At 40.9% G+C, this 24285-nt stretch carries 21 protein-coding genes; 3 read left to right on the forward strand and 18 right to left on the reverse strand.

Annotated features, from left to right (window positions below; genetic code table 11):
• The first annotated feature begins 3 nt into the window (after positions 1-3).
• Entirely contained in the window at positions 4-534 is a 531-nt protein-coding gene (locus H6679_04810; protein MCB9493567.1) for a crossover junction endodeoxyribonuclease RuvC, read from the forward strand.
• Between the two features lie 1100 nt (positions 535-1634).
• On the opposite strand, the gene H6679_04815 is transcribed toward H6679_04810, so the two are convergent.
• From H6679_04815 to H6679_04825, 3 genes are read right to left on the reverse strand one after another with little or no spacing between them, the layout of a single operon-like run.
• On the reverse strand, positions 1635-2711 hold the full coding sequence (locus H6679_04815) for a hypothetical protein (GenBank protein MCB9493568.1): 1077 nt from the start codon (positions 2709-2711) through the stop codon (positions 1635-1637).
• Positions 2711-4192, reverse strand: a complete 1482-nt coding sequence (locus H6679_04820; GenBank protein ID MCB9493569.1) for a hypothetical protein — start codon at positions 4190-4192, stop codon at positions 2711-2713. Before H6679_04820 ends, H6679_04815 begins: the two co-directional genes overlap by 1 nt.
• Before the next feature lie 17 nt (positions 4193-4209).
• Positions 4210-7545 carry a hypothetical protein gene (locus H6679_04825; protein MCB9493570.1) on the reverse strand — a complete coding sequence of 1112 codons (3336 nt, stop codon included), beginning with the start codon at positions 7543-7545 and terminating at the stop codon, positions 4210-4212.
• A gap of 339 nt (positions 7546-7884) precedes the next feature.
• Here H6679_04825 and H6679_04830 point away from each other — a divergent pair, with 339 nt between their 5' ends.
• Complete coding sequence (locus tag H6679_04830; GenBank protein MCB9493571.1) at positions 7885-9432, forward strand: hypothetical protein; 1548 nt, start codon at positions 7885-7887, stop codon at positions 9430-9432.
• Between the two features lie 11 nt (positions 9433-9443).
• On the opposite strand, the gene recF is transcribed toward H6679_04830, so the two are convergent.
• The 4 genes from recF to H6679_04850 all read right to left on the reverse strand — a co-directional run bounded on the left by recF (position 9444) and on the right by H6679_04850 (position 14152).
• The gene (gene recF / locus H6679_04835; protein MCB9493572.1) at positions 9444-10553 is read right to left on the reverse strand and encodes a DNA replication and repair protein RecF; all 1110 of its coding nucleotides are present in this window, start codon (positions 10551-10553) and stop codon (positions 9444-9446) included.
• A 9-nt stretch (positions 10554-10562) separates the two neighbouring features.
• Positions 10563-11696, reverse strand: a complete 1134-nt coding sequence (dnaN, locus tag H6679_04840; protein ID MCB9493573.1) for a DNA polymerase III subunit beta — start codon at positions 11694-11696, stop codon at positions 10563-10565.
• 87 nt (positions 11697-11783) lie between these two features.
• The gene (locus tag H6679_04845) at positions 11784-12707 is read right to left on the reverse strand and encodes a tyrosine recombinase (protein ID MCB9493574.1); all 924 of its coding nucleotides are present in this window, start codon (positions 12705-12707) and stop codon (positions 11784-11786) included.
• An 11-nt stretch (positions 12708-12718) separates the two neighbouring features.
• Positions 12719-14152 (reverse strand): proline--tRNA ligase, encoded by a 1434-nt coding sequence (locus H6679_04850; protein MCB9493575.1) that lies wholly within the window; start codon positions 14150-14152, stop codon positions 12719-12721.
• Between the two features lie 124 nt (positions 14153-14276).
• Here H6679_04850 and H6679_04855 point away from each other — a divergent pair, with 124 nt between their 5' ends.
• Positions 14277-14855: a guanylate kinase gene (locus tag H6679_04855; GenBank protein ID MCB9493576.1), complete on the forward strand. Its 579-nt coding sequence runs from the start codon at positions 14277-14279 to the stop codon at positions 14853-14855.
• Positions 14856-14955: 100 nt separating this feature from the next.
• On the opposite strand, the gene H6679_04860 is transcribed toward H6679_04855, so the two are convergent.
• From H6679_04860 to H6679_04910, 11 genes are all read right to left on the reverse strand, one after another.
• Positions 14956-15597, reverse strand: a complete 642-nt coding sequence (locus H6679_04860; protein ID MCB9493577.1) for a hypothetical protein — start codon at positions 15595-15597, stop codon at positions 14956-14958.
• A gap of 98 nt (positions 15598-15695) precedes the next feature.
• Entirely contained in the window at positions 15696-16748 is a 1053-nt protein-coding gene (locus H6679_04865) for an LptF/LptG family permease (protein ID MCB9493578.1), read from the reverse strand.
• An 8-nt stretch (positions 16749-16756) separates the two neighbouring features.
• Entirely contained in the window at positions 16757-17584 is an 828-nt protein-coding gene (locus H6679_04870) for a TIGR00282 family metallophosphoesterase (protein MCB9493579.1), read from the reverse strand.
• Positions 17585-17593: 9 nt separating this feature from the next.
• Positions 17594-19153: a ribonuclease Y gene (gene rny / locus H6679_04875; protein ID MCB9493580.1), complete on the reverse strand. Its 1560-nt coding sequence runs from the start codon at positions 19151-19153 to the stop codon at positions 17594-17596.
• 105 nt (positions 19154-19258) lie between these two features.
• Entirely contained in the window at positions 19259-19531 is a 273-nt protein-coding gene (locus tag H6679_04880; GenBank protein MCB9493581.1) for a cell division protein ZapA, read from the reverse strand.
• A 10-nt stretch (positions 19532-19541) separates the two neighbouring features.
• The gene (zapB, locus tag H6679_04885) at positions 19542-19787 is read right to left on the reverse strand and encodes a cell division protein ZapB (protein ID MCB9493582.1); all 246 of its coding nucleotides are present in this window, start codon (positions 19785-19787) and stop codon (positions 19542-19544) included.
• 92 nt (positions 19788-19879) lie between these two features.
• Positions 19880-20227, reverse strand: coding sequence for a 50S ribosomal protein L20 (gene rplT / locus H6679_04890; GenBank protein MCB9493583.1), 348 nt, complete (start codon positions 20225-20227; stop codon positions 19880-19882).
• A gap of 36 nt (positions 20228-20263) precedes the next feature.
• Positions 20264-20458, reverse strand: coding sequence for a 50S ribosomal protein L35 (rpmI, locus tag H6679_04895; GenBank protein ID MCB9493584.1), 195 nt, complete (start codon positions 20456-20458; stop codon positions 20264-20266).
• A gap of 56 nt (positions 20459-20514) precedes the next feature.
• On the reverse strand, positions 20515-21063 hold the full coding sequence (gene infC, locus H6679_04900) for a translation initiation factor IF-3 (GenBank protein MCB9493585.1): 549 nt from the start codon (positions 21061-21063) through the stop codon (positions 20515-20517).
• A gap of 7 nt (positions 21064-21070) precedes the next feature.
• A complete protein-coding gene (gene recA, locus H6679_04905) occupies positions 21071-22129 on the reverse strand; it encodes a recombinase RecA (protein MCB9493586.1) in 1059 nt (352 codons plus the stop codon).
• Positions 22130-22147: 18 nt separating this feature from the next.
• Entirely contained in the window at positions 22148-24106 is a 1959-nt protein-coding gene (locus H6679_04910) for a peptidylprolyl isomerase (protein ID MCB9493587.1), read from the reverse strand.
• Between the last annotated feature and the right edge of the window lie 179 nt (positions 24107-24285).

Consider the following 24285-nt stretch of genomic DNA (forward strand, 5'->3'; position numbering starts at 1 on the left):
AAAGTGGAAAAGGTCAAAACCTCATGTATTACCCTAGGGGTTGACCCGGGTTTTTCGGTTACGGGTTTTGGGGTAATGCAAAGAAAGCCAAATGGGGTTCAACTCCTTGATTGTGGTTACCTCAAAATGCGTTCATCGGATTCGCTTGTTAGGCGGACTGGAATATTTTACCATTTCTTCAAAGACAAAATTGAACAACTTCACATTTCTCACATAGCACTCGAGACTCCATTTTTGGGAAAGAATGCCCAGACATTTTTGAAGTTGGGGTACTTACGTGGAATCTTATACCTGCTTGCCGACCAACATCAAATTCCAACTTCCGAGTTTGCCCCCAAACAGGTCAAGACAACCGTCACCGGTTTTGGGGGTGCAAGTAAGGACCAAGTTGCCTTGATGGTGCACCGGTTGTTTCCAAACTTACACCAAAAATTTCTCATCTCAAAAAACGATATAACTGATGCGCTTGCAGTTTGTCTGTGTGGTGTTTGGACTGAGCAGGCGTATTCCAATATAGCAAAAAACTACATGTAAACTTTCTCGTTAAAGCAAATCAAAATAGCCTGCTATTGCAGGTTTGTAATATTCATCGATTCCGATAATAAATATTATGTTAAATTTATGCGCCGTGTTATTTTGAGTGGAAAGCTAATCTATTGAGGTTAATTCTGCAGAATTAACCTCAATAACTATAATCATTTTTTCTATGTTGGCAGGGTTAAAAAAAGGCAGTCAAATTTGACCACAGAGAAAAGAATCATGGGGAGGTAATCCAATTGGTCGTTGGTCAACAAACTTGGGGTCGCGGCAGTACTTGTCTCGTGTTTTTCTAATGTAGTAATTTTGTCAAAAGCTATGCATTCCAATAATGCTGATATCAAAAAAAACCGTCATGCAAGAAAATCCTGCATGACGGAAAAAGGAGAAAGGAGAGTAGTAATGAAGTCAAAAAATGAATCTCAACTTCATGATAGCTATAGCTTATTACACTTTATGAAAAAATCAAGAAAAATATAAATAAGCTGATAATCTGAATAAATTTCAACATAAAGACAGTTTGTATATAAAAACAAAGGTCTTGGGCAAGTAATCTCAACCCGAGAATGCTTAATACTTTAACTATCCAATGGGAGAACCATGGTAAACTATTTGCCAGGAAAGTCAAACGCCTCACCAGTTAACGTCACCACTAAAAAAATATGGGAGGATAAACCAATCGAACGAAATCCAAGATATGGGGAAAAGAGTAAAATGAACAACCACCCTTTTCAGCCAAAATACAAAAAGCCCCTCGTTTGGAGTCCCCAAGAAAATGGAGGAAAACTTGGTTGGACATGAAGGGCTTCTCGTACTAACCTCACCTTAATTTTTTAAATTTCACCTTTGTATTACTATGAGCTTATAGTAAGGATTGGTTATTGCAAATGGATTATATAAAAAATGGGTATTATTATATACACTTAGTAAATTTAAGGATTTGTAGTTGCCGATAAGGGCCTCTGATAGGCAATAGTAAAAAATAAATAAAATTATAACTTTATTTATTTTTTACTATTTTTATAATGCAGTTTGGAATATTATCGATTGATGCGTACAAACTGAATAATCACGATGCTTCAGGATGACATGATTGGCTAAGAGTTAGGGCTCCCGAGAAGTATGGTTCCATCATCAAAGAAGGTGTGAAAGTACTCACAGCCTTGGGGTATCATCTTCGGGGCCTTGATTGGGTTAATAATTGGGGTTGATTTTTGTACTACTGGCATAGGTTTTACTACGCGAAGTGGAGCCGTTACTGCAGATGAGGCCGGTATTGGCATTTGGTTGTAATACCAATAGAAACCAAGGCATAATGCAAGGACAATGCCAGTGTATAGAGCCCAATAAGAGGTCCAAGAGGTACTATTATCAGGTTTTATAGGGCCTGTTGAAATTTTTGCCTCTGTGGGGGTTCTTTGGCCTTGTTGTTCGGATGGAATTATGGTAGGAAGCGGATCTATTGAGTCATCTTGAACTTCTGCTGGCTCTGAATCGGTAACCATCACCACGTTGGATTCTGCTTGGCCTGCTACTTCTTCTTGGGCTTTATTTTTAGGTGTTTGCTCAAACGTTTCAAGCTCACGGTCATGTTTAGCTTGTTTGGTAGCTTCTACAGCTTCTTTTATTGTCGGATTGTTGCTACATGCTTCTTGAAGAGTATTGCTTTGCTCTACAATGTCGACAAGCCTTTTTGTGCGAGCTGCATCTTGATTATTTGAGGCATTTTTTAGCTGAGTAGCCATCAGTTCTGTATAGGGTTTAAAAAGTTTTTCATTTGCAGTATCCATTCGCCTTGGTGATTGATTGTTATGCTGTGTAAGATTCCGTTTAAAAACTTCGACAGCTTTGCTTAGCTCTTCCAGTTGTTTAATAGATAAAACCTTACCCTGCTCTCCTTGACTCGTTTTTGTTCCAATGATCTCTTCAGGCTTAAGTTCATTCAAAAAATTATTCACCGTACTCCATGGAAAGCTCGTATTAAAAGCTTGATTTGCCTCATCAAGTTTTTTCATTAATGGTACCAGGTAAGATATTTGTGCATGGTGCTCTTTTCCGCCGTCTCTTTTTAGTTGATTACGATAGGGTTGCTCAGCCCCCTGCACCGTAAAAAAGCTTATAGCCAAAAAGAACGATAATGCATTATGGATGTTGTTACCAGTTAACATTTTCACTATATGCCCTTTCTAAAACCTGCTTTAGCAAGGAGCGAAAGCACTTGCCCAGGGTTTTTCCAACAGTAATAAGCTGCCCCAGCAGCACCTAGTGCAAGTCCACCCCATTTCATAAAGCCTGTCCAGGTCCAACTGGAGCCATGTTCCTGTGGACTGCAAATCTGGCTTTTCCATGTTTTGAACTGTCCTGCAATGTCAAGGTCGGCTAATGTAAAGCTTGCATTGTGATTATTGTTTAATGTTTTAAGTATTAATGGGTCATCCCCAGACACTTTATCAACGGTGTCAATGATCGTATCAAATTTTTGTGTAATCTGCTGCTCATATCCTGTAAGCGCTTGTGCAATGGCTTGCTTTTGTTCTGGGCTTGCGTAAGCGAGGTCTTGTTGTAATGAGCTCAGGCTTGCAATAGCGCTTTGTACACGCTTTTCAAGCAGTTCTTTACGTTGTGGCTTTGTCGTTAAAAAGTCTAAAACAAGGTAACTTTTTCCGTGTTTTTTCAAAATTTCTGAACCTAGTACCTTGTTGATATAATGATCCAGAGCCTTATCTAAGTTTGCAAATGCTTCGATGCATGCTGGCACTTGTACCGTTGGTTGATCAGAGGTTTGTGTTGGCACGGTGTTGGAAAGATCTTGGCTGTTTTGCTCACCGTCAACGTTAGTAGGTTGTGGCTGCGGCTGACTCTGCTCAGTGTCCTCTTGTCCTTGAAACAGTGGCCCTGAATCAGTTACGGGTTGTAGAGGTGCTGGCAGACCATCGTTACCATCCCCTTTTGTAAGGAGTTGGCCTGCATCGTCGTCTTTGTTTTCATCTTTTACAGTGTCATTGCTTGGTTGCTTGATATTGCCAAGGTTTTCTCCATCGCCGCGGTTGCTGTATTCGGTGTTTGGGGAGTTATTATAGTCAGGTACATTGCGCTCGCCCGCTTCTGTCTTTGAATAATCGGGTGAACCAAAGTTGCCAAAACCCGTGTTTGCAAATGGTAAACTATACCCAATGTTGTCTGAGTCAGCAAGCTTGTGATTTGTTGTACTTTCAGCATCGATTACAGGATAATATTCAAACGGGTTTTGCATCTGCGCTCCTACGTGCCAGTTGTTCCCGTCAGTAGAAACAGCAGTTTGCGAAATAGGCTTTTTACCTTGTGATGCCTTTTGAGGGGTGGCTCTTTTCTCGTTTGCGTCTTTTTTTGAGAGCCTTTTTGGGCTTATAGTTTTTTTAGTAGGCCCTGTTGTTGATGAGCTTAGCACCACTTGTGCATTCTCAAAGCCATTATTTTCCCCCTGCTTTTGCCCCACGCTTTCTTGTTGTACTTGCACAGGATCAATGCCAAATAAGGCATAAAATGGTTGATTCTCAGTACTTTGGTTTAGGCCGCTTTTTGTTGGTTGCGGCCCAAACCATGTGAGTGAGGTTAAAAAAAGAATTGCTATTTTAGCGAGTTTATCAGTGTGAATTGTGGCTATTTTTGTATTCATTAGTTTCCCTTCCATTTTTATTTAATAAATTTGCCAATTTTGCTTACAGACCTACCTATGTTTGTGGCGCGAGGCATGTTTACACGCGGAGGTGTCGGTGTGTGTAATTGTTGTGGCATTCTTGGTGTTGCTACTGCCTGGCGAGGTAGTTGTGGTTGTTGCTGCGGTCTAAAGCTAAAGTTAATATTTTTTCCATGGTTACCTTGGTTAAACTGTGGCTGCAGTTGAGGTAATGGCTGTTGTGGTATGATGCTAGTCCTACTCAAGTTTAAGTGCTGAATCGGCACTGATGGCGTATTTACCTGATTTGGTATTGCAAAAGATTGCCCCTGCGGTCTACCAACAGGAAGCCTCATTTGTTTTTGCTGCTGGACGGCTTTTTGTGCCTGTTGCAATTGTGCTGACACTGCATCTCTATCAAAAGGCAGTGGTTGTTGTGTAGTTGTTTGAAGGCTTGGCAAACTTACTGTGCTTCCTGCAGCTGGAACAGGTGCAGATTTTGCAGATCCTTTACCGTTGCGCTTTTGTACTTCACGTAAAAGTTTTTGCGTAAATGCTGGATCAAGTGTAACAGTTGCTTGACCATGACCTTGAGAAGCTATGTTTTGCCTGAGTGTTTGTTCAAACTGTTCTAGCTCTTCTTGGGTCCATTGGCATTCTACTTGAGGAGTATCCACACTTTCTGGTATTTGCCTGTGGTGTGCAGCAAGCGCTTCTTGCAAAGCTTCTAGTTCCAATTCACGTTGTGCAAGTTCTGCTTGGGCACTATCACCACCACGTTCATATTGTGCGGTTATTATATCGTCTGCCACAAAACTTTGTTCGGTTGACGGACCTACCTGTCCGGCAGGCTCTGATGTACCTTTACTTTTTTCTACAACGTCAAACGGATTTTCAGTTTTTTGAGCATCGCCAAAGTTGAGTGTTTGTAATACATCTTTTTTTGCCCGTTCACTTACTAGTTCCAAGCGGCTGATAAGGTCTTGTTCATCTTGAATCTTCCACGCGTCTTGGGCGAAGTTGTCACGTACTTGCTCAGTAGCGATTTCTCTCTTGTTTTCTCTTTCTTTAATAGCTTCCAATTGCGCTTGCTCTTCACGTTCTTTAGCAATGCGTTCTTGTTGAGCTTGCTCCTCGAGTTGTGTAAGTCTTTGTGTAACCGGAGCACGCTCTTTAAGTTCAGCAAGTTCTTGTTTTTTTGTTTGTTCTGCTCGCTGTGCTACTTCATTGACTTGTTTTTCAAGCTCTGCTTTACGTTTTTCTATGGCTTGAGTAAAACCTGTATTTTTAGCTATTTCTGCTTCTTGATCAGCTAGGGCTTTTGCTTGCGCTGTTTGTGTTTTTAGCTTTTCTTGTTGAGATTTGTTTTTAATCGTTTGTTCAAATTGCGCTCGATTATCATTGTATTTTATTTGCTTACGCTCCTCTTGTCTTTGCTTGAGTGCATCACGTTTTGTTTGGCGTTCTTGAGCGATTTGCGCTTGACGAGCCTGCTGAGCAGCTTGTTGTTGTGCTAAGTGTTCTTGATCTGCTTGTTGGCGAGCAAGCCTTTTTTGTTTGATTTCCTCAAGTTTATCACGGTACCGTTCACGTTCTAATGCTTTTTGCTGTTCTTCTTGCTCAAGTTTTTCTTGTGCTTGACGTTGTTTAAGCTCATGTGCTTCTTTTTCTTGCTCAAGCTGCTTTTGGCGAGCTTGCTCTTCACGTAGTATTTGCTGAGTTGTCTCTTGCGCTAGTTCTGCATCTATTTTTGTACGCTCAGCTGCCAGATCCTGGCGCGTCTGAGCTTGTAATGCTTTTTCTTGTTGGGATAATGACTTGTTAGTAGCATTTTTCAAGCGTGCCTGGCGCTCATGTTCTTTGGCAAGACGTTCTTGCCGCGCTTGATTGCGCAGTTGCTTTTTTTCAGCACGTTTACGAGCAGCATCTTCAAGGCGTTGTTTGCGCGCCTGTTCTTCTTGTGCAAGTCTCTTTTTAACAGGCTTGTTTTCTTTAAGTTCTTTAACTTCTTGTTCGCGCTCAAGTTTTGCCTGTTCTGCTAGTTTTTCAAGTTTTGCTTGCTCTTCGGCTTCTTGAGCTTCAATTTCTTTTTTGGCTTGTTCAAGCTCTTTGCGTGCTTGGGCAAGTTTGCGCTTTTCGGCCTCAGCTTGAAGCTTTTCTTGATCACGTTTTTCTTTGCTTTCTTTCTTTTCCGCCAAAAGCAAGCGAGCGTTTTCAGCTTCTTTGTCGGCTATCGATTTGGCATCTTTTATTGCCTGACGCGCTTTATTGAATTTTTCTGCGCCTCTTTGGTATTGTTCCGCTTGTAGTTCAGCTTTACGCTTATTGACCTGATCCTGGAAATCTTGTTTATTTTGTTTATCAAACTTGCGTTTTTCGGCATCAAGACGATTATTTTTTTGTTTTTCATCTTCTTGCTTGCGCTTTATTCCGGCGATAAAACGGGCATTATTGCGACCATATCTTTTGCGTTCCTCGCGTGGCTTCTTGTCTGTTGATTCCCCACCGTGGGCAAAGTCTGCAGCTGAAAATGGGAATGAATCGTCAGCATTATCACCACTCATGCCTTTAGCTGGTCCGCCTGGGGTTGCTTTTGATGCGCTTGGCCCTGTTGAGCCACCTAGGCCAGGAGCTGGGATTGCTGGTGGTACAGGTATACCAGGTATTGCCGTTTTAGGCGTTGTTTCTGGTCTATTTTCGGTTTCTGCTCCTTGCTCTGGGGCAAACTCATTGATTGATTCCGGATCATAGCTCATTGCTGGGTCTAAATCATCACCATATGTTTCTAACAGCAGCTCAGGGTCTGTAGCCTGATTGACTAGAGGAATGAGTGGCTTAAGGCTACTATCTTGTCCATTGGTTATGGTGATGCTATCACAAGAAGCCGTATTTTGAGATTTTTTGGGCTGTTTAATGCGTGGCTGGTAGTGGCTACCTGAGCCAGCAACCATAGTTTTGGGGCTGATGCTACCGCGTTTGCTATAATTACCTTCTGAATGGAAGGCATCACATCCAAGGTGTGAAATAGGCGCTTGGACCGAATTTCGGCCTGTTACGACTGATTTTTGAATAAATGGGCTTTGGGTCTGTGTTCCCCAGTTAAGGCCTTGCTGGCCAGCTGGTTGGGCCGACTTTTGCCGCGAAAAGCTGATAGATGGGGTCTGCACAGCACTGCTACGATCCACAATACCCTGGTTTGGGGCAACAGGACGTCTGGCAACAACACAAACGTTTGCTGGACGGACAGGAGCGATTGGTTCAACCGGGGTTCGATCGACCAATATCCATGGCGTACCAACAGCCGTTAGGGCCGCAATAAGCGCTGTAGATAATGATTTTATGCCATTATTCACGATATAACCTCCATTCACAAATAACCTCTATTTTCCTTGTCCCAGCTGGCCTAGGCCACCCGAGCACTCTTTTATCCTACCAGGCCCACGTATATTGTCAAATGGTAAATTAATAATTTTTAATGGTAATTTAAGGAATGGTCGAAAAACGATGAAAAGTCCTATGGTAGGACAATACTACAATAATTTTGGGGTATGGTTTGCTTGATCTGTTCTGTTTAATTGAAAAAACCTACATAAATACTTTACAATAATGGTAATTAATTAACCCTTAACCCTTAACCCTTGGGTTAAGGGTTAAGGGTTAAGGGTTAAGGGTTAAGGGGAAGGTTAAAGATCATGAAAAAAATAGTAACGGTTTTTCTTTTAGGACTGGTCGCTTGGGCGGGGTCAGTAGATGGAGCTCTCTCAGAGCAAGATATTCTCGATGAAGTTGTCGGCTATCTTCAAAAAGAGGCGACTATCAAAGATAAGTTTAAAAGTATCACAGAACAAAAGATCTATGTTCCAAGTAGTAAAAAAAATGGGCTAACTCATATTATTTCTATATCAACTCAAGGCGACAATTGGTTGACTGTGGGTTATGTTGTTAAAATTTTTGATAATAAGAGCAATTTGAATGCGTTCACCAAAGATAAGGGGTATAAGAGTGGTGGTATCATCAAAAATAGCGAAGTAATACATTTTGTTCTAATGCTTGAAAGTCAGCATATCTTGGATGAGGTAGTAGCTTATCTTAGACAAAACTCGCCGTACAAGAAGTTGTTTACAAAGATATCAAATCAAAAAATTCATGAAACAAGTGGGGGTGGGTCAGATCCTTCGAGTGCTATAGGCTCTGCATCTAACTCGACTCATATTATTTTTATTACGGCAACTGATAATACAAATCAATCGGCTGGCTATGTGGTTAAAATATTGAGAGACCGGGATGGCATAGACTCTGAACAAAAAATCATTACCGAAGGGATTGTCGATAAGATTGATCTTGTTATCAACAAATACAAAAAAAAGAATACAAGTAAAAAACTACCGATACATGTCAAATATTACGAGACCGGGACTATTGCCCAAGGTGGTGACGGCAGCAACGATATCTCGTTTGTTCTTATGTCTGCTGCTAAAGGTAAGCCATTGGATGTGGTGGCAAATAATATTACAAACTATAGTGAACAGCAATTGGATGAAATGGGACGTGACATTGGTGAGCAAATGGGCAATTTAACCTGTGCATATTTCACAGAAAAGAACTCAATTTTGCGATACGGTGATCCAGAATCACAAAATTGCTTATATGAACCCAGTGAAAAGCAGCTCTATCGAATAGACCTAGCAAATACCTGGGAAGTTGAGTACGAAGAAGACACTCCAAGGTTGTTGGGCTTTTCAAGTAAACTTGCTAGTTACTACAGCGCAGAGGAGTTTATTTTCAAGGGAGTTTGGTTTAGATTTTTTGAAAGGAATGTTAAGACATTTACCGAACAATGGGATAAAGGTAAAGGCAAGCATATTAATCCATACTATGATTCGGGAAAAAATCTTGAAACCTTCAAAGAATATAGATTGAGATACACTTTTGCCCAAGCCTTCTATGAAGGTTACTATGAAGCTGTTAAAGGTCTTAAGCGTAAGGATTGGGATATGCATGAAGATTCATTTGTTGTGTCGGTCAATAAATTGAAAAACCGTGAGGATGAGAACTATCCAGGTATTGTTCCAGCATTAAAGAAAGAATTTAAAACTGATGCTCAACCAATCATCGATTATCTTTTTGCTCCAGTAAAAGGCTCTAAAGCAGGAACCCCGAAGGTTAATGATGTTACCAGTCTACTCCATGTACTCAAGCTTAAGATGCTTAGGCTGATAGGTATGGTTGGTTCAAAATAAAAAATAGTGATTTAATCAATCTTAATAAACTGACAGTCTTTGCTTGCAAGTAGCTGTTGGACTGGTGTGGTAATAGCTGGCACTGTGACAAAGAACTGGCCAGGTAAGTCGTACAAAAGTTGTAGGCAGCGGGCAAGGTAGTTTTGGTCAAAATCAGTCATAAAATCGTCAAGAAGCAAAATGCTTGAAAGCCCTTGGTCGCAAAGTAGCTTTAGCTGAGCAATTTTAAGTAAAAGTGTAAGTAATTTTTGTTGGCCACGTGAGCCGTAGGTACGGGCATTTTTGTCTTGAAACGTTACTAAAAAGTCGTCTAAATGTGCCCCAAATAAACTGCGCTCAAGTGCAAGTTCTCGATGCAGCTGTTTATCGCGGTATGCAGGCCAGAAAGAAGTGAAATTTTGCCCATATGCTTGCTTGTGTTTGTAGGTCAAGCTAGCCGAAAGCCCCGTATTGTCATTAGTAAAATATTGCTCAAGAAGCTGGTTAATAACCTGGCCAAGCTGTTCAAGGTAATGCGTACGCTGGTCGCAGATAGCAAATGACTCTTCCCAGAGCTTTTGGCTCCACACCTCAATCTGATCGCTATACTTGACTGCGGCTCGTGTTCGGTGTGCATCAGCAAGCATTTTGTTACGTTGTTGCATGATTTGCCTGTAACGCTTAAAAACAGGCAGTAAGCTTGGGTCTTGTAAGAGCAAGGCATAACTTAAAAAGTCACGGCGCAACTCAGGTGCGCCGTGAATAAGCTGCAGATCACCTGCAGTGAGTGTGATGAGCCGGTAATGAGTTATAAGATCTTTATATGAGGTTGCTGCTTTGTCATTGAGTTTGACAACTTTGCCCTCACGTTGATTATAACCGATCTTTATGGCGTTTGTTTCCAAGCCATTATCGGCCTGTGCATTAATGGTAACAAAAAAATAGTCATTGTTAAGATTGATCAGCTCTCGTTGTACATGTGTTCTGAACGAGCGAAGATAACAACAGTAGTGTAATGCTTCCAAAATGCTGGTTTTACCAGACCCGTTCAGACCCTCAATAACAACACATTTACGATCAAACTCAAATGTTTTTTCGGTAAAACAACGAAAATTTTTTAGCGTAAGCGTATTAACAAACACGTTACAATGCTATTGTTCTTGGCCTGTTTGACTGAGTGAGACCGGCATAACCAAGTACGTCATGTCGTATTCTTCAGTTTTTGTGTCAAAAATAATTGGCTTAATATTATTTTTGATGTGAAATGCTACCTGCTGGTCCGGGAAAACCTGGAGGCCATTAAGCAGGTACGGTGAATAAAAGCGGCTTTCAATAGCGTCACCATCGTACTCTTCCAGTGTGAGCGACTCCTCCAAGCGACCAACATCTTTGTTGTGCAAATTAACGTGGACTGCGCCTTTGTCAAAGGTAAAGTTGGTTGAGACAAATTGGCCTGCGAGCAGACAGCTTGTACGCTTGAGTGTGCGCAGGAAAGCGTCTTTGCTTAGACGCGCAGGCATAAAGCCTTCGCGGTCAAGCACTGCTTGGTAAGTAGGGAATTTTTCAGAAATAAGTTTGGTGAAAAAATTGAAGTTTTTGCCGGAAAATACTACTTGGTTGCCACAGGTTCCCAAAAACACTGCTTGACTGTCATCACCACTTTCAAGAATTTTTTTAAGTTCAACGATGGCACGCTTAGGCATAAGCCAGTTTTTTTCTTCTTCAAGTGTGTATTTTGCCGTTGTGATGCGTGCAAGGCAGTGTCCGTCAGTGGCGACCATTGCAAGATGTTGCGGCCCAACCTCAAACAACAAACCGTTAAGCGCTGGATTTGCGTTATTGCTTGGTATAAGAAATGCAACTTTGTTAAGCAGTGTGAGTAAAAACTGTCCGTCAAGTTCCATTAAATTTTCTATGCGTTCTGGAAATGGTGGAAATTGTTGCGCGTCTTTAATATTGAGAACAAGCTCAACGCTGCCTGAGACAAGCTTCAAGCTGGTGTCATGTAGATGAAGCGTAATCGGCTCGTCCAGTTCCTTGACGACTTCAAAAATGCGGCGTCCAGAAATAAGAAAGCTTGTTGTGCCATCCAGGTCGCTTTCAATAGGCATTGTTGATTGCAAACTTACTTCAAGGTCGGTTGCTTTCAATGTTAATTCGCGAGGAGCAACATGAAATAAAATTGTCTCGGTTACATCAAGTGTCGTGCGCTTGTTGCAAATTGGCTGCATCGCGCTTAAAAGACTGAGTAATTCTTTTGGATTGACGGTAAACTGTCCACTCATGATCTACCCATTTTTTTGAGAAGTTTATGTTCAAAGTTCGTTGGAGAAAGTATACAATGCCTGTTCAAAAATGTAAAAGTCGGCGACCTATGCACGTGGATGTTTTTTGTTGTAAATCTTACGAACTTCGTTGTTACCAAGATGCGTGTAGGTTTGTACTGTTGCCAGACTTTCATGTCCTAAAATCATCTGTAGTGAGCGGATATCAACGCCGCTTTTGAGTAAGTGTGTTGCTAGAGAGTGACGTAGGCTGTGTGGTGAGATATCTTTAAAAATACCAGCTTGTGAAAGAAACTTTTTAAGAATAAGCCAGAAAGTTTGGCGTGACATGGGTTTTGTTTTGGTGCCAACGGTTCGCGTAGGGAAAAGGTAAGTACTACTACGTTGTAGCGCCATCATGTTTTTAGGCAAAAGCTTGATGTGGACGTTTTCAAGGTAATATGTGAGTAGCTCTAGAATGTTTTTTGGTAGTGGTACCATGCGTTCTTTTTTTCCCTTACCAATCAAATGAATAAAGCCCGTGTCAAAATGAAGTTGATCAACAGTAATGTTGACGAGTTCTGAAACACGCATACCCGTTGCATACAACAAATACAGCATGACTTTATTGCGTATGCCCTTTGGAGACGAATCTTTGTTTGCAGCATTGAGTAAGCGTTCGATTTCTTGCTCGGTTAGATAATGGGGTAATGTTTTTTCAACTTTGGGAAAAACAAGTGTTTTACCGTAGTTTGTAAAACCAAATCGTTCGTGTAAAAAATTAAAAAAAAGTTTCAAGCTTGAGATTCTTCGTGACAATGTTCGGGCAGAAACGCCTTGTTTTTTACAGTGTTTTAAAAATGCACTCAAGTTGACTTTGGTAATTTTTTTTAACGTTACTTTTGATTTTTTCAAGAACTGCTCAAATTGAGCAAGGTCGTTGCGATATGAGAGAAACGTGTTTTGTGAAACACGTTTCTCGGTAAGTAAAAATGCATGAAACTGAGCAATGTAATCGATTGCCTGAGGCATACACGTCTCCCTTAATATGCTTTTGCGACAAATACATCGGTTGTGCTTGCGTTGGAGCAGGCAAAGCAGTCTTTATGAGTTCCATTGTTTACCAGGCAGCGGATAGTTGCTTTGTAAGCTTTTGCTTCTTTCTCGCATGCAGCGCTGCCACACCAGCCAGTCTGATACATTCCCTGCTCTTGCTCAAGCTTCGGGCCAAATTCTGTTAGTTTGTCCCCATGGTGCAGCTGTTTTTCGATGCGTTCTTTTGCCTGTGCAAAGAGTTGCTTTTGAATAAGCTCAAGAAGCTGTGTTGTTTGGCTGACGAGCATGTCTGTGCTGACAAACTGTTTTTTCTTTGTTTTATCATGCTCTGCGCGGTTAACCAAGACCGCTTGATCTTTTTCAAGATCTTTAGGGCCAACTTCAATTCGTACTGGAACTCCTTTAAGTTCCCATGCATAAAATTTTGCGCCAGGAGATGTTTGTGTGTCCAGATCAAGTTCAGCGCGAATATTGTGCTCATCAAGCATCAACTTAATTTTTTTACACTGCTGTTCTACGGCTTCTCGTTGATCGTCTTTTTTGTAAATCGGAATAATAATTGCCTGGATTGGAGCGATTCGTGGAGGCATAAGCAAGCCAAATTCGTCGCCGTGCGTCATAAGCAAGGCCCCAATACTGCGTGTGGTCATGCCCCAACTTGTGCAAAACGGTGTTTTAAGTGACCCATCATCATCTTGATATTGTACGCCAAATGATGCTGGAAAGCTTTGTGAAAGCATATGTGAGGTACACATTTGTAGCGCCTTACCATCCTGCATGAGTCCTTCAATGGTATAGGTTGTGTCGGCTCCCGCAAAACGTTCGCTTTCTGATTTTTCACCGGCAAAAACTGGTATTGCCAGCATTTCCTCATACAGCTGCTTGTAAATATTGAGTGCCTGGAGAGCCATCTCACGCGCTTCTTCTTGAGTACGATGGGCAGTGTGTCCTTCTTGCCACAAAAACTCAAGGCTTCGGACAAATGGACGTGTGCGCATTTCCCAGCGGACAACGTTGGCCCATTGGTTTACTTTGAGCGGTAAATCTCGCCATGATTTAATCCAGCGCTCAAACATGTGGTAAATAATGGTTTCAGAGGTTGGTCGTACCACGAAAGGTTCTTCAAGCTCCTTACCTCCACCAATGGTGACAACAGCAAGCTCTGGCGAAAAACCCTCAATATGTTTTGCTTCACGTTTTATAAATGACTCTGGAATGAGCAATGGAAAATAAGCGTTTTTGGTACCGGTTGCTTTTATTTGAGCATCAAGCTCTTTTTGGATTTCTTCCCAGATAGCATATCCGTAGGGGCGAAACACAAAACACCCTCTGGTTGGACTTTCATCAATAAGTTCAGCCTGAACAATAACGTCCTGATACCATTGTGCAAAATTTGTTTTAATATCGGCTAGCTTTTCCATAGTGTTTCGCCTCTATAAGGGTTTTACTGGTTATCTATTCTTGCAATAGAACTGATAGTTTAACATAATAAAACACAATGTCATTTACAGCATGTGCATAAAGGATATAAATAGAGGGAAAATAATGAATAACGGCAAACTTTTTGTTATAGCTGCACCATCGGGTGCTGGCAAAACAACGGTAGCACGTGGGGTGGTTGATAAACTTGCAGTAGAATTGCCTATTGAAAAAGTAGTTACGTACACTTCTCGGCCAATGGGGCCAGGAGAAATTGAGGGTTATGATTATTACTTTTTGTCGCCCGTTGAATTTAAGCGTAAAATTAATGAGGGATTTTTTTTGGAAACGACTCAATACGCTGGCCATTACTATGGCTCTCCGCGTTCGATTATTAACGGGATGGCTACGGGGAATGTGTATGTAATGGTGACAGATCTGGCTGGGGTTCACACACTTAAACGATTGATTCCTGAAGCGGTTATGATTGGCCTATATGTTTCAGACTCTACAGCACTTAGAGATCGGCTAACAAAGCGTGGTCGCGAGTACGGTCAAGCTCTTGAGCAACGAATTGCTTTTGCAGCTGAAGAAATGAAGCAACTGGCGCAGGATGAAACCTTTGAGTATCGTGTTAGAAATGATGTTTTAGATGAAGCAATTCAAGAGATAAAAAATATTATCCGACACAAAATGAAAAATTGAAAGTTTTTGTAACGCACACCCTCACCTTGAAGACGGGTTTATAGATTTTAAAGCGTCTTCTTTTTGATGTTGATAAAAATTATCAGACACACTATGAGGTTCAGCAGGTTTCTATATAATTTGATATGATCGACCAGCAGGTATAAAGAGCCAGTATTGCTCCCGTATAGCCAAGTTTGGTCAGGATGCTACGAAATTTTAGTTCAAGATTGAGGTGAATCTTGTCCATAATTCGCACGAGGGCTTGAACCACCTTGCATACCCCCTTGTAGCGTATGGAACTCTGCTTATCAAAGCCATTTTGATTGTACAGCACCAATCTTCTGGCTGAGTCCAACTCAACCTTGAACCCATAGTTTTGAGCAATTTGGCTTATAGTTTGATTAAAAAAATCTGCCAACTCTTGATGTATTTGATACAAGTGCCACGCAGTACAAGGCGTTAGTCCCGTACCACTCCATAGTGTATAAAATGCTGCTATTGCATGATCGCAGCGTTTGCCCAGATTGGTCAGTACAGCCCTGGCTTCTCCATTTGCATTGAATATATCTTGAAACAACACACCGTACAGTAGACGGCCACTGGGATCATTATCTTTATTAAGTTTTTGCATTTCTTGGCCAACATGCACCAAAATTGCAAGCAAACCGTCTTTTGCTTGATCAAGTGAGCGTTCTTCTCCTTGACCACACAAAGAGCTTGCCAAACATAAAATAAGCAGCCCCCACACGTAATTATTCATAACCCTCCCCCCCCTTTTTTGTTTTACAAAACTATCATACACCCACCATGTTTAGTTTTGCAGGCAGGGTAAATTGAAGTCGAGCATTTTGGGGTGAGTTAATAAAAACGACGCCTGTACAATACAAGCAGTATTGAGAAAAATAGTAACACAGGAATATATAATAAAAAGAAGCTCAATAGATGATTTTTCGAGCACATTTGTGCAATACCAAGATTTGCAAAGTATATGAAATATAAACCACCCGAAAGCATAATCGAGCGGAGTATGTTGCTATAACCTTGACCCCAGAGCATCATGGCCAAGCAGGCCAAAAGTGGAAAGAACAGTTGCCATAACACCGTTGTGACACGTTTATGTAACTCAAACAAAGCTTCTCGACTATGTTTGGCATGCTGAAGCAGTTTAGCCAGCGACGTAAATTTAACATGCCCAAGCTTGCTGTCTTCTTGAATAGAATCAGACTGAAAGAAACTCTTGAGGTCAAGCCTGCTGTGCCCAAAGTGCACAACGTGTTCTTTACCCGATTGTTGCTGCATCCACGCAGAGCCATTATACAACTGAAAAATATTGTCACGCAGTTGACCACGTTGTGCAACAAAAAACTGGGCTCCCCGTTTTTTATGCATAAGTGCAACCATTATCTTTTGCAGCTCGACATAGCCATTCTCTAAAAACTCTTTTTGAGCAAATGACACCATAAATCCGGGAAATGGTGTATGAATTTTGCCGGGCTCCAGTTTTGCAAGTTGCTCTTTTGCCGCAATAAGCAAAAACTGCTTCCCCTTGCTATAGCTTTGTGGTCCATACTCAAATACAAGTGGTGCATACAAAACCGCAAGTGTAAGCGAAAACAGCAGTACGGCCCTATGGAGTGAAGATCTGGCTGCAGACAAAAAATAAATCATTCCATCTTGATTGTACGCAATAATGTTCCCCAAAACATGAGCTACGGCAAAGCTTGATGCAAAAGGAAAGGCATAAATCCCAATAAGCGGAAGCATGTACCAACATACCAGAGGAATGGCGCCAAGAAACGGAATAAATTGCAAACGCAAAAAAACATTACACGAAGTAAAAAAAACAAAACAGACACTTGCAGCCAACAGGAAAAAAGACATAAACCGTTGATAAAAAAAGCGTGCAAGCATGGCGTTAGTTATTTTTTGCTTGTATCAATGACAATGTCATTGTCAACAAGGCGAATTCGCTTCAAGGCTACCGTTTTGCCAGTAGCAGTATCAATATCAAACCAAATTCCAGAAAGAACCATGGGGCCCGTGGTCTGAACGGTAAACTGCGAAGCTTTTGGGTGCGAAAGTATTTTAGCCATTACCTGATCATAATTTACACCAATAATAGAATTCAGCGGCCCACATCCACCAAGATCGGTTAGATATCCAGTGCCTTGAGGCAAAATTTGCTCATCAGCCGTTTGAATATGGGTGTGGGTGCCATACACCGCAGAAACCTTGCCATCAAGGAAAAATCCCATGGCTCGCTTTTCAGATGTTGCTTCAGCATGCATATCAACCAAGATTACATTTGTTTTGCTGCCTACAAACGTCAACAATGACTCTATGGTTCTAAAGGGACAATCTAAAGAATCTGGAATAAAAACACGCCCATGGACGTTAATAACAGCTACCGTTGTTTTATTAACGGTAAAAAAAGCATACCCCCTACCAGGACAAGCTGGAGGGTAATTAGCTGGACGCACAATATCATTGCGTTCATTGAGTGCGTTATAAACGTTTTTCTGACCCCAAACATGGTTGCCGGTGGTAACCACCGACACGCCATGTTCTTTGAAAAAATCAATAATTTGAGGTGTAATACCGCGACCATTTTTGGCAGCATTTTCACCATTGACCAGTACCGCATCGACAGCATGCTCTTGCTTTAGCCTATCAATCCACTTTGCAAAAACTTGTTGCCCCGGCAGGCCAATAATGTCACCTATGCATAAAATTCGTACTGTACTCATCGTTCCTAACTATCGAGCTGCTTGAATAAAGCGTTTTTCGCGAATTACATTTACTTTAATTTCGCCAGGAAATGCCATTTCTTCTTCTATTTTTTTAGCTAGGTCACGTGAAAGTATTTGCGCCTTCTCATCGTCAAGTGAGTCTTCATTAACAATAACCCTAATTTCACGGCCAGCTTGCAACGCGTATGCTTTTTTAACACCATCAAATCCACCAGCGATTTCTTCAAGTTGCTCTAAACGCTTGATGTATGTTGACAACGTTTCCTTTCGAGCGCCTGGGCGAGATGCCGAAATAGCATCGGCAATGTGCACAATAAATGAGTACACACTGATGGGCGGAACCTCTTCGTGGTGAGCTGCAATAGCATTGACCACCAGAGGATCTTCACCATACTCCTTTGCTAAATCTCCACCAATAATAGCGTGAGGTCCCTCTACCTCTGCAGAAACAGCCTTACCAATGTCATGCAATAGTCCCCCGCGAGCAGCAAGGTCTGGATCGAGGCCAAGTTCTGTGGCGATCATACGTGAGAAATAGGCAACTTCCTTACAGTGAATTAAGTTATTTTGTGTGTAGCTGGTTCTGAAATGAAGTTTGCCCAGAAGTTTGACAATCTCTTCATGAACACCACGAAAGCCAAATTCTAGAATTGTTTGATGACCAATCTCGAGCACCGTTTGGTCAAGTTCAGCCTCACACTTAGCAACAGTTTCTTCAATTCTTGTTGGGTTAATACGACCATCTTGGATAAGTTTTGTCAGGGAGCGACGGGCTATCTCTCGCCTGATCGGGTTAAACCCCGAAATGGTAATAATTTCGGGAGTATCACCAATGACAAACTCCATACCCGTTGCCATCTCAAGAGCCTTAATATTTCTTCCTTCCTTACCAATGATGCGACCCTTCATTTCTTCGTTAGGAAGCTGAATGACACTTGAAGAATGCAATGTGACAGACTCCGCAAGGTAACGCTGCATAGTTGAAGCAAGTATTGAGGTAGACTTTTCCTTAGCAATTTCTTTGGTTTCCGATTCCACCTTGGCAATCCATTTTTGATTTGCAAGGCGTACTTCCTTTTCAAGTGATTCAAATAAAATGCGTTTAGCATCGTCTTGCTTGAGGCCACTTAAACGCTCTAACTTGCTCATTAAGTCTTCATACAGTTTTTTGACTTTTGTTTCATCAAAACTAAGCCTATCAAGACGCTTTGCAAGATCACGTTCTTTTTGCTGAAGCTCGCGGCGCAACTCATCAATCATCAACTCGCGTTGATCAAGCAATTGTTCTTTTTTTTGAGATTTATTCTGGATATGTTGGAGCTCCATACGAGCTTTTTTTATCTCTATATCAAATTCACTGCGCTTACGGTTTATTTCACTTTTGAGTTCGAGAAGTCGTTCTTTGCGTTCTTTTTCAATGTCTTCCTTGGTGTTTTTCATCATTTTTTGTACAGCTGACTTTGCTCTAACGAGCTGCTGTTTCTTTAAAAAGAAATAAACACCCGTTAATAGGCAGCCCAAAACCGTACCACCTAAAAACAAAAGCGGTTCAAATCCTATAATCATGATTGTTCCCCAATCTGTATTATTTAAAAATCAGAAAAGCAAAAAATTAGATTCTTTGAGGAAGAGAAAAGGAAAAAAGTATAAGAAAGAAGAGCAAAAAACGGCTCAAACGCTAAAATTTTTATCAATCGTAGCAGATAAGCGTTCTAGCTTATTTTCCCACGCATCAAGCTTTTGATTACTTAATTCAAGATCCGTAGCAAGCTCAAGGGCTACAACAAGCGCAATTTTTTCAGTATCAGGGAGTACCATTTTTTCCATCTTTTCTTTGATCATTTTTTCAACAAGTCGAGCTGCCCGCTCAATTGTTTCAGCCTCTTGATCAGTAACGATAGAATATGACTTTCCAAGCAATGATATTTTTATCTTTTTACGCATAACAAAACCATTATTCTAGACTTTCGAGAGAATCAATTGTCGAAAGTAATTCTTCTATGGTCGTAATAATTGTAGCTTTTTCTTGAGTTAGCTCTTTATTTGTCGTAACTTCTTTCATTAATGAAGCTTCAAGCTGGCAATATTGCTCCTGCAATTGCTTATGCTGCTGGCTGAGCCCATCGTAACGCATCTGAAGCTCTTCTTTTTGTTGAATGAGTCGAAGAACCTTCTGTTCAAGCTCTTCTAAATACTTCATTCTCTTCCTTTTCCACAAAGAAATATTTGTGCTTTTTATGTTTTATTCTAAAAAGAGCCTAGCGCTTTCCCAAAGGGAATTGCAATACATTTTTATTTTTTTGCAATCTGCACTAGTTCAACAAACGCCTTTGGTTCAAAAATTGCCAACTGGCTAAGCATCTTTCGATTAAGCTCAATATTAGAGCTTTTCAGTCCATGCATGAAGCTACTATAGGAGGTTTCGTTTTGTTTGCAAGCCGCACCGATTCTGGTAATAAACAGTGAACGCATGTCACGCTTTTTTAGTTTACGGCCGATATAGGCAAAGCGCATCGCGCGGAGCAATGTTTCTTTTGCACGTTTAAAAATATTTTTACGCTGACCCCAGAAACCTTTTGCTTGCTTGAGGAGGCGTTTATGTCTTTTTCTGGTTACAACGCCGCGTTTAACTCTACTCATTATTTAAAACCTCGTTTCTATAAAATTATTAATCAATTAATATGGCATTAAAATTAAAATATTTTTGCGCTGTTGTCCTTCAACATAAGAAGCACAACGTAACTCACGCACTTGCTTTGGGGATTTCGCCCATGCATGGTGCCTTCTGTAAGCACTTGTTTTTTTCACTTTACCATTACGGTTTTTTTTGAAACGCTTTTTACATGCAGCGTGTGTTTTCATCTTTGGCATAAATATATCCCGTACAATTATCTTAAATTACTTAAATAACATTAATATTTTAAAGCTTACTTTATTGCAAATATTTTTGACCAATACATATGGCTTCTACTATCTTTTTCTTCTTGCAATGAACCAAGATCCATCTTCTTTATATCTTCAGCTATTCGATCAAAAAAGCGTGGTCCCAGGTCATTCATCATAGTGACCTCACGACCTTTAAACTGCAAGGTAAACTTAACTTTCTTTCCATCACGAAAGAATTCTGAAGCCTTGCGTAGTTTCGTCTGATAGTCACCATCGCCAATGTTTGGTCGCATCTTAATTTCTTTAATATGAATAACTTTATGGTGTTTTTTGGCATCATGCATTTGTTTTTTCTTGATGTACAAGAATTTCCCAAAATCCATGAATTTCGTTACAGGAACATTATCCTTAGTACCAACCTGAACTAAATCCATTCCCACATCCTGAGCTTGATGATATGCCTGAGATGTTGGGATGGTTCCCAAGTTTTGCCCTTCATGATCAATCACAATGACCTCACGGGCCTTGATTTGGTCATTTACAAAATATTTACTTGCCAGGTTACCTTCTTTTTTCTTATTGTTCACCATGAACACCTTAGCTCTTCTCTTTCATTTTCTCTTTGACTTGATTGAAAATTTCCTGATAAAGTTTTTTATCTTCTTCTAATCTCTTGTGACAGTTATCTCGGCCTTGACCAAGCTTTTCGTCACCTAGGGTAAACCATGCACCAGATTGCTTGATGATGCCATGCTCTATTGCTGCATCTAGTAGGCTTAACTCTTGACTGATACCTTTACCAAAGATCAAATCTACCTCTATACGCTTGAATGGCGGAGCAAGCTTGTTTTTTACAACTTTAATTAATACCCTGTTGCCAAAATGCTTGTCATTCTTTTTGAGAGCGCCAATTCGACGTACATCAAGTCTTAATGATGCATAAAATTTAAGCGCATTACCACCTGTTGTTGTCTCTTTATCCCCAAAAGGCATAGCATTAATTTTACTACGCACTTGGTTAATGAAAACTAAACAGGCACGTGACTTACTCACAATAGCGGTTAATTTCCTCAAGGCCTGCGACATTAGGCGAGCCTGTAGGCCAACATGGTGGTCACCCATATCACCCTCGAGTTCAGCTTTAGGAACAAGCGCCGCCACAGAATCAACTACAACTAGATCAACAGCATTGGAGCGAACCAGCATTTCTGCAATATCAAGAGCCTGCTCACCATAGTCAGGTTGAGAGATAATTAAGTTATTTATGTCAATTCCAACACGCTCAGCGTAGGTTGGATCCATAGCGTGTTCTGCATCAATAAATGCACACACACCTCCTGCCAGTTGTGCTTGCGCAATAACATGCAAAGTCAGCGTGGTTTTACCTGATGCTTCAGGCCCAAAAATTTCAACAACTCTACCACGCGGTAAGCCACCCACGCCAAGAGCATCATCAACAAGGATCGACCCCGTCGAGATAGTTTCAACATTCAGGTTGGGCTTTTGACCCAAAAGCATAACCGACCCTTTTCCGCACTGCTTATCAATTTGTTCAAAAGTGCTTTTCAGGGCTTTGGCTCGTTCCTCACTCAAAGCAGGAATAATACCATCTTTTGGCTGAGTATCTTTTTTTGTTGTTGCTGTATTTGCTGCCATAAAATAGCTTTCTCTTTTTTATGTGGTTGCTTGTCTGCCATAAGGGGCTTCTAACACCTTATTGTCAATCTCTATTTTAGCATTTCTTTGTAAAGATGCAATAAATGCTCCAAGCAACGTAGTCCTTGTTTTATATTTCTCTTGTTCAATTAATTTTGACCGATCTCGCTCAGCTCTCTTATTAAGCTGATCATCGGCTTCTTTTAGTCGACCAAAATATAGAGTGTTTTCATGTCTATGCTGCACAACTTGAGATGGGTCACTCATTACAAACATTTTCTGGATAAGCGTCCCGAAGTTTTCCAGCCCTTTAACTTTGGTTGTGTTTTTTATGATCTTATCTGTAACTACGTGGGCAAATCCTTCTTTCTTTGCAAGATCTTCCAAGGTTATCTGATTATTTAAAAGTGCCTTTTTCCAATCCTGCGCAAAAGATTTCATTTTGTCGCGGGACCTTGATTTCAAATAGTCACTTTTTATTTGATCCTGCAAGATCGATTGCTTTGGAACATATGACTTCTGTATGTCTGAGATCTGATAAAGCACAAACTTCTCTTCATGTGCAAAATGACCAATGGCATCAATTGCTTTGTTGCCAGCAAAAAGCTTTGCAGCCAGACTGCCCTCAAGTTCTGTTTTTTGTGTATCTTCCTGAGAAAGCAACGATGTTTTATTTTCCTTCAGCCCATGTTTTTGAATAAATTCATCTAAAGCAGTGGGCTCTTGTTTATACGTGTGCACAAGGCGCTCTAGGTCGGCTTTAACACTTGCTAGAGCCTTTTTAGCGCGCAATGTATCCACTATTTCTTCGCGAACATCGTTAAGCTGTTTTTCGTAAGCTTTCTTTCTGCCCACAAGCTGCACAATTTCAAACCCTTCAGGAGTACGGATTAGCTCGGAGACTTCATTGTCACGAAGCTTAAACGCTAGCGCCTCCATTGCTTGTGAATAGGTATTACGAGAGAAGTACTCTGTTAAGCCACCATTGGCTGCAGTCTTTTTGTCATCAGAATGTTTTTTTGCCAGCTCTGCAAAGCGCTCTGGACTTTCAATAAGAAGTTTTTGCAAATTCTTTGCTTTGTACGATAAATCATCCCGCTGCTTAGAAGTGTGCCCTTCAGGCAACGCAAGCAAAATGCGGCGAAGCTGGATTTGAGGCGCAACTCTGAATAGGCTTGATTTGTTCCGTTCATAAAATCTGTTTACAGCTAAATCGTCGATCTCAATTTGTTTTTTAAACTCATCAATTGACAGAACCCAATAACGACCAGATCGTTTTTCTGGAACTCTATATTTATCCGTATGTTTAGAAAAGTAAGCCTCTAAATCTTGATCTGATACCTTTTCTTCTTCCGCCTTCTTGTCAAAAAATGATTGCGGACAAACCATAATCTCAAAGCTTTTTTTACCATAGTCCGCTTGCAAAAAGTCATTCACTACATTATTGGGCACATACGCCATATTGTAAACAAGCTGCTGAACAAGGTTACGAGAAAACTCTCTCTCCTTCTCTTTCTCGAAGGCTGCTGGAGTTATTGACATGCGCTGCAAATAACGCTCGTAAGCATCTACATCAAATTTTGAATCTTGATCAACAAGCTCGGGTAATGACTTGACCAACTCCTGTTTAAACCACTCACCATCTACGCGCACCGCAAGATCTTCTGCAATGCTATCTAGCAACTGGTCTTTGACAGCACTGTTAAGCGCAAATTCGGCTGGATTTGAAACACCCAACACAGATTTAATAAACATATCCTCAGAGAGTCCATACATTTTTGCATATGGTTTGAGCGTGTTAATGCGCTCCTGAAGCTGAGCTAGAGAGCGATAGTACTCTTTAAGGTGTATTGATCTACCATTAACGCGAGCAACCCGCATAAAGTTAACGTTTTGTGGTGAAAAAAATAAAAATCCAACGGTACCAAAGGCCATGGAAATAAAAACGATCCATAGGACTGAGTGCCACTTTTTCATCTCTTTTCTAAATGAACCAATCATACTATTTTCTCCAAGTATTAAGGTTTTGTAATAAAAAACTAGAATGGAGTCTATCGCAACTCAATATTTTTTCCAAATTTTTTTTAACATTTCACCAAAATGTCGTCCAGATAAAGCAAAAGAGAAAGGCAAACAAAATCGCTCGCCACGCAAAC

The sequence above is a fragment of the Campylobacterota bacterium genome (assembly GCA_020633995.1).
Lineage (GTDB): Bacteria > Babelota > Babeliae > Babelales > RVW-14 > JACKCO01.